This is a genomic window from Okeania sp. SIO2C2, from assembly GCF_010692625.1.
GTDB lineage: Bacteria > Cyanobacteriota > Cyanobacteriia > Cyanobacteriales > Microcoleaceae > Okeania > Okeania hirsuta.
This window is the reverse complement of record NZ_JAAHGM010000127.1, coordinates 1-6,502: the sequence shown is the minus strand read 5'-3', so window position 1 is coordinate 6,502 and position 6,502 is coordinate 1. Positions and strand designations below refer to the sequence as shown.

Genomic DNA, 6,502 nt, shown 5'->3' with positions numbered 1-6,502 from the left:
GCAGCAATCAATTTGAAACGAGTCGAGCTAGACTTGTTCGGTGACTATAAAACCGCCGTAAGAACAAAGTGGTTATTATAAAGTCAAAAACTGCTTTTGTTTCTAAGGAAGTTCTGACCGTTTTTAATAAACATTAGAAGCCTACACAGAAAGCTAATACTTCTGTGTAGGTAAGTCACAGCATAAAAATTTATTTCTGACTAGCAGTTTTTTCTACTATGGTTAATTTTCAGATTAAAGCAGATAGTGATATTCCTGCATCAAACCAATTATTTAATCAAATTCGGTTTGCCATAGCTTCCCGAAAGTTTTCTCCTGGCCATCGACTACCTAGTACCCGACAACTTGCGATGCAAACTGGTTTACATCGCAACACTATAAGTAAGGTATATCGTCAACTTGAAGATATTGGTCTTGTGGAAGCTCAAGCAGGTTCGGGTATTTATGTTAAAGCACAAGGAAATGAGGGAGGGTCAAAGTTAAAGTCTCCCATTTATGAAAAGTATCCCCATGCCAGCGATATAGTCAAGAGTGGCTTGGATGAATTACTGTCCCAAGGCTGTAGTTTGAATGAAGCTAGAGAAATGTTCCTTACTGAGATTGACTGGCGACTGCGTTGTAGTGCCAGGGTATTAGTGACAGCTCCCTCTAATGATATTGGTATTGGACAGTTAATGGCTAAAGAGTTGGAACAAGCTCTTAATATTTCTGTCCAAGTAGTTCCTCTGGAAGAACTAGGTAGAGTTATAGATGAAGTATCTTCTGGAACGGTTGTCACAAGTCGATATTTCATTGGACGAGCTGAAAAAATAGCTGCTCCTAAATCTGTACGAGTCATTCCAATTGATATATATGATTATGCTCAAGAATTTAAGTTGGTCAATAATTTATCTCAGGGAAGTTACTTTGGTATAGTTAGTCTCAGTTCTGGTCTACTAAAAGCTGCAGAAGTAATTATTTACAGCTTGCGTGGAAAGGACGTAAATGTAATGACTGCGCAACAGGAAGAAACCCACAAAGTTGATGCTATGGTGCGGATGGCTAAAATAATTATTTGTGACAAATTTAGTCATACTAAAGTTAAAGCTGCCGTACAAAAAAACAGAGCAGATATTATTCGCCCGCCACAAATTATCTGCTTTGAAAATTACATTGGTACAGAGTCAATTAATTTATTGAAACGAGAGTTGGGTTTGGTATAGTTTCTGCTAAATATTATGCAATATGAAGAACAATTAGATAAAATTAATATTAATTTATTCCCTATTTCCGATGTTTATGCTGCTATAACTTTATATGCTATTTTTATAGCAGTTTTCATTAACATAGAATACAGAGATTTTGGCTTAAAGGCAGAAGGCAGAGGGCAGAAGGCAGAAGCAATGCAAGTCTACCTTTGTGAAAACCGCTATAAAGATTGTGAGACCTAATAATTGCTGAATACAGCATTACTAAAAAATCTCTATAGCAATCCTTTCTAATTTGTAATATTTGAGTGACAGTCAAGAGCCATAATTTTAGAAGTTTTCAGTTTAAATTAACTACTATAAAAATTGTCACAACTAATTTAGGATTTCTATATCTATAATTTCTTCTTATTCCATTTTTATGTCAATCTTAGTTTCACACCTTAAAATAGAAAAACTATAGTTCAAGAAGAAATAAAAAATTCAACTACAAATTATATTTTGACTTTATGGAACCAAGCATTAATTTAAAGCAAGCTATTGAGAAGCGTCGCTCTGCTCGTGCATTTAGTAAAAATTCAATTCCTAATGTAATCCTAGAAGAAATTTTACGTCTGGGTATGATGGCTCCTTCTGGTTTTAACTTACAACCTTGGCGTTTTATTGTGGTTAAGAAACAAGAAAATAAAGAACGACTTAAGGCTTGTGCTTTTAATCAACGCCAGGTAGGAGAAGCTCCAGTAGTTCTGATTTGTTGTGGCGATCGCCATGTATCTAAACCAGAATATATAGAATCTATAATTGAGTTGCGCAAAGAACATGAAGCTATCAATGATACTTATGCAGATTATATGAAAAATTCAATCCCTAAAATGTTTGAAAGTCCTCCTTCTTTTGAGTCTATGGAAGCTTGGATAAATAGGCAAATAATGTTAGCAGTAGCTCAAATTATGCTCGTTTCTAGTAGTTTTGGGGTTGATAGTTGTCCTCTCGAAGGATTTATTGCATCTCAAGTTAAAGAAGCATTTAATATTCCAGAGCAAGTAGATGTTTGCTGTCTATTAGCTATGGGTTATGCTGCTGAACCATTTAAAAAATATGGTGGACGTCTTTCTTTGAGTCAGGTTTGCTTTCAAGAAACCTATGGACAGGATTTTATATAATCGATAAATTCTACTAATTTGACTAAAGAATATTACAAAAATTTGTTTCTATGGAACAGGAATTTTGAGCAAATATTTATCCGAATGGTTTGATTAATCCAATTTCATAAAATATTGTTACCGCTCAGTTATCAGTTACAGCATATTTCGGGCAAATGATGTACAAGATGAATAGTGAAAGTATTGTATTGCGGGTATCTTGCCCGCGATGGGTGTACCTCATAACAGCGGAAAGCGCTGTATCAGTTATCAGTACCTCTGCAATAAGGAGGCTTGAAATACGGAATTATCTTTTCTCTTGGTCGATTGGATATGGCGAGGTCTCCTCGCCATCCCACCCTACGGGAAGCTACGAAGATCGACCGCTTTTTATTCCCTTAAAAGGGGAGGCTTTAGACCACGATTTTTCGGTAACAGGTAACAGGTAACAGGTAACAGGTAACAGGGAGCAGGGAACAGGGAAAGAAAAACATAATAAAAAAGAGGAAAAAAGGTTGAATTTTTATTTTTTATCGTAGGAATAAATCACAAATTCAGATGTAACTACCTTTTTTTAATTTGGTATAATAATTTATCTTATATTCAGGATTGTTGATTTAATAACAACATCCAAAAATTTAACGAAGTCGGAAGTCAGAAGTCAGATAGGGGAGCCGTCGGATTGGCGACGTACAGAAGTTATTTTTGTAACGGGGATTTGAGCTTCGCTCCAAAAATATTTCGCCTTAAAAGACGGGGTTGGGCAACCCATATTATTTTGATAATAGACATATCCAATAATAAAAAATAAAATCAATTATTGCACATACATTATCAATTATTTCCTCCTACTACCTACTCCCTCTTTCCCGGAGATGTATAATTATTCAAGTAATAAATACAGCAAACCCTAATTAAAAAAATCAAATTTTTAACTAGAAAATGAAAACAGCAATCAGAAATATTAATACTCAGATATTAGAGGATAATTTACAAAAAAGCTGGCAATCTTTGAGAAATTTCAATGATGCTTGTAAAATTCAATGTGACTTAAAAGCTGGAACATTATTAGTGATTTGTGAACATCCAGCAAATTTAGTGATAGATCGAGAAAAAACAATTTCTGAGTTAAAAGGTATAGTTCAAAAACAACAACTAGAATCTATTGAAAAAGTAGGTATTTGTTTGAATGTTATTGGTCATATATATCCTTATGCTTATCATTCATTTTTTACAAAAAGTCGGCTAGAAGAGTCTACATTAACTTTTTTGCCGAGATGGGTAAATGGAGATATGGGCGATCGAGTAAAAATTACATCAGAATTTTTAGATTCTTTAGATAATCCATTTGATTTAAATGATTTAGAACAGATATCTATTAGGTTAGAGTCTGAGCTAAACACTAATGTCGATCAAGAGTATATTCCTGGAAAGAAAAGTCAAAACTCAGATATTAAAATTACTTCAAAATTACTGGATGATTTAGATAACCCTTTTGATGCGGAAGGATTAGATATATCTCCTAAAAAATCAAGAATAAAAGCAAAACATTCTAATTGTGTAGAACAAAAATCAACTGTTAACTTAAGTACCTTCTCTAAAGTAGAATTTCTCAGCGCCAGTTTAAGTTTGACAATTTTAATAGGCTGTTTTTATGCAATAACTCAACCCTGTGTTATTGGAAAATGTATGATTGTACCCACAGCGAGAGAGTTAAATCAGCAATCATTAGAAACAATTAAAAATTTTCAAAACTCTCTAGCTCCAAAGCAAGCAAAAGAAAAGTTAGAAAAAGCAGTTCAAGATTTAAACAAAATTCCATTTTGGTCAATACATTATCTAGAGTCACAACATTTAAAATCTACTTACAAAGCAGAAATTCAACATTTGAAAAATATTCAACAAGCTCTAACTAAAGGTCAACAAGCAGCTCAAAATAGTAAAACTTTGCCACTAAAAGTAGAAGATTGGATAGAAACTCAATCACTTTGGCAAAATGCAATTGTCTTACTAGAAAAAGTACCAGCAGATAGTAGTGCTTATGCTTTTGCTAAGAATAAACTACAGCAATATCGTAAATATTTAGTGGCGATTAAAGGTAGATTAACAACGGAAGAAGAAGCTAATCAAAAACTAATTGCTGCTAAAAAATCAGCTCAGTTAGCAAATACTAGAGAAGTAGTAGCTCAGTTTCCTGAAAGTTGGAAAAGTGTATATTCAAGTTGGGCAGACGCCTTAGATAAAATATCTTCTATTCCACCACAAACAACTGCCTATTTAGAAGCTAAAAATTTACTTCCTCAGTATGAACAGAAACTTCAGTTAGCTGAGGAACGTAGAATTATAGAACAAATTGGTGAAGAGTATTATAATCAAGCTATTAGTTATGCGAAACAAGCTGAAGTTTTTGAGCCAAAAGATAATTGGCAAGAGGCTGTGAAATATTGGCAAAATGCTCTAAATTCTGCTGAAGAAGTACCTACTACTTCTAGTTATTTTTCTAAGGCTAAACCTTTAATTAAATCTTATGATACTTTTCTCAAAATAGCACAAGCTAACCAGAGATTTTTAGATACTATAGCTAAGGCTCGTCAAGATTTAAGTAAAACTTGTAAAGGAACAACGAAAATTTGTGAATATAGCGTTACGAAGGATTTAATTACTGTGCGGTTAACTTCTGACTATGTAGATAAAATTAAGAAAACAGCTAAGGAATTACAAGTTAATAAAGATAAAAAGAGTCTTACTCAACTAGAAAAACATTTGAAAACTTTACAGATAGCTTTGAAGGCTATTAGTAATAATGCCAAGATTCCTTTAGAGGTTTATAACCCACAAGGTTTAAAGGTTGCTGCTCATATTCCTAATAGTTGAACTAGGGGAGTAAGGGAGTAGAGGAGTAGGGGAGTAGGGGAGTGTTGGTAATTAACATAATACTTTTAGAGTGAGGATTTAGTTAAGATAAAAGTTGAGGGGACCTTCTATATTTAAACATGAGAAGACTGCTGCTTTTTCAAAGTAGAATTAGGGTTCTGTATTTCTGAAGCGATCGCTCAATTGACTAACTTTTCTAATTTTTTCTTGATCATCATGATAATATCCCACAAATATAAATTTATTTTCCTGAAAACAAAAAAAACTTCTGGTACATCAGTTAAAATTTCTTTGTCTAGATTTTGTGGTGATGATGATGTAATTACTCCTATGTCCTTGGAAGATGAAGCTATCAGAAAACTTCTTGGAAAAAGACCACAAAATTATTTAGATTTTGATGCTCAGGGAAATGAATATAAAAAGTATTTCAACCAGATCACTGCTAAAGAAATTCAAAGTGTCATAGAACCTTCGATTTGGGATAGTTACTATAAGTTTTGTTTTGAAAGAAATCCTTTTGATAGAGCTATATCTTTGTAATATTTTCTTTGCCAAAACAAATCTATTAAATTTGATAACTGGCTGAAAAATAAGTATAGGAATTTACCCCGAAAAAACAATTGGAATATTTACACAATCAACGATACACTAGCAGTTGATTTTATTGGTAAGTATGAAAATATTTGCTCATATTTAACTTTTGTCTGTTAAAAATTAAATATACCATTCGATGGATATTTACCAAAAGCTAAAAGATTTTTCAGAGATGACAACCGCCCTTTTTATGAGTTTTTGAATGCCGAACAAATGCAAATAATAGGAGAGTTTAAGTCAAATGTTATTGATTTATTAAGCTATAGCAATGAAAATCAAAAGAATCAGCAATATTTTAATTTTAGATAAAGAAAAAAAACAAGCAAAAAATTATACTGAAGAATATTATAATCAAATAGGATTTCTACGACAAAATCAAGGAAAATTAGAAGAAGCTTTGATTGCTTATGCTCAAGCAATTGGAATTAATCCCAAAAAATCTTGGGCTTATTATCATACACTAGGTGGTATCTTTCAAGAAAATAATCTCTACAGAAAAGCAGTATAAGCTTACCATCAAGCTATTAAAATTAAACCAGATTTTCTCTGGAATCATTATCACTTAGGGGTGGTTTTAGCCGACATTCCGCAGGTCTAGCTTGTAGTGTCAGGTATTTATTGCTCAGATTTTTACATGATAGGCATTACGAGCAAGGTTTAAGTATAAATACATACTACATTAACTATTGACTATAATTCTTAATA

6 protein-coding genes are annotated in these 6,502 nt (G+C 32.8%); all 6 read left to right on the top strand.

Annotated features, from left to right (window positions below):
- The first annotated feature begins 218 nt into the window (after positions 1-218).
- Entirely contained in the window at positions 219-1,202 is a 984-nt protein-coding gene (locus F6K18_RS35595; RefSeq protein WP_287528036.1) for a GntR family transcriptional regulator, read from the top strand.
- A 15-nt stretch (positions 1,203-1,217) separates the two neighbouring features.
- Positions 1,218-1,430 carry a hypothetical protein gene (locus F6K18_RS35590; protein ID WP_287528035.1) on the top strand — a complete coding sequence of 71 codons (213 nt, stop codon included), beginning with the start codon at positions 1,218-1,220 and terminating at the stop codon, positions 1,428-1,430.
- A 266-nt stretch (positions 1,431-1,696) separates the two neighbouring features.
- A complete protein-coding gene (locus F6K18_RS35585) occupies positions 1,697-2,350 on the top strand; it encodes a nitroreductase family protein (RefSeq protein WP_287528034.1) in 654 nt (217 codons plus the stop codon).
- A 921-nt stretch (positions 2,351-3,271) separates the two neighbouring features.
- Positions 3,272-5,203: a hypothetical protein gene (locus F6K18_RS35580; protein WP_287528032.1), complete on the top strand. Its 1,932-nt coding sequence runs from the start codon at positions 3,272-3,274 to the stop codon at positions 5,201-5,203.
- 183 nt (positions 5,204-5,386) lie between these two features.
- Positions 5,387-5,743, top strand: a complete 357-nt coding sequence (locus F6K18_RS35575; RefSeq protein ID WP_287528030.1) for a sulfotransferase family 2 domain-containing protein — start codon at positions 5,387-5,389, stop codon at positions 5,741-5,743.
- Between the two features lie 322 nt (positions 5,744-6,065).
- On the top strand, positions 6,066-6,305 hold the full coding sequence (locus tag F6K18_RS35570; RefSeq protein ID WP_287528027.1) for a hypothetical protein: 240 nt from the start codon (positions 6,066-6,068) through the stop codon (positions 6,303-6,305).
- Positions 6,306-6,502 lie beyond the last annotated feature (197 nt).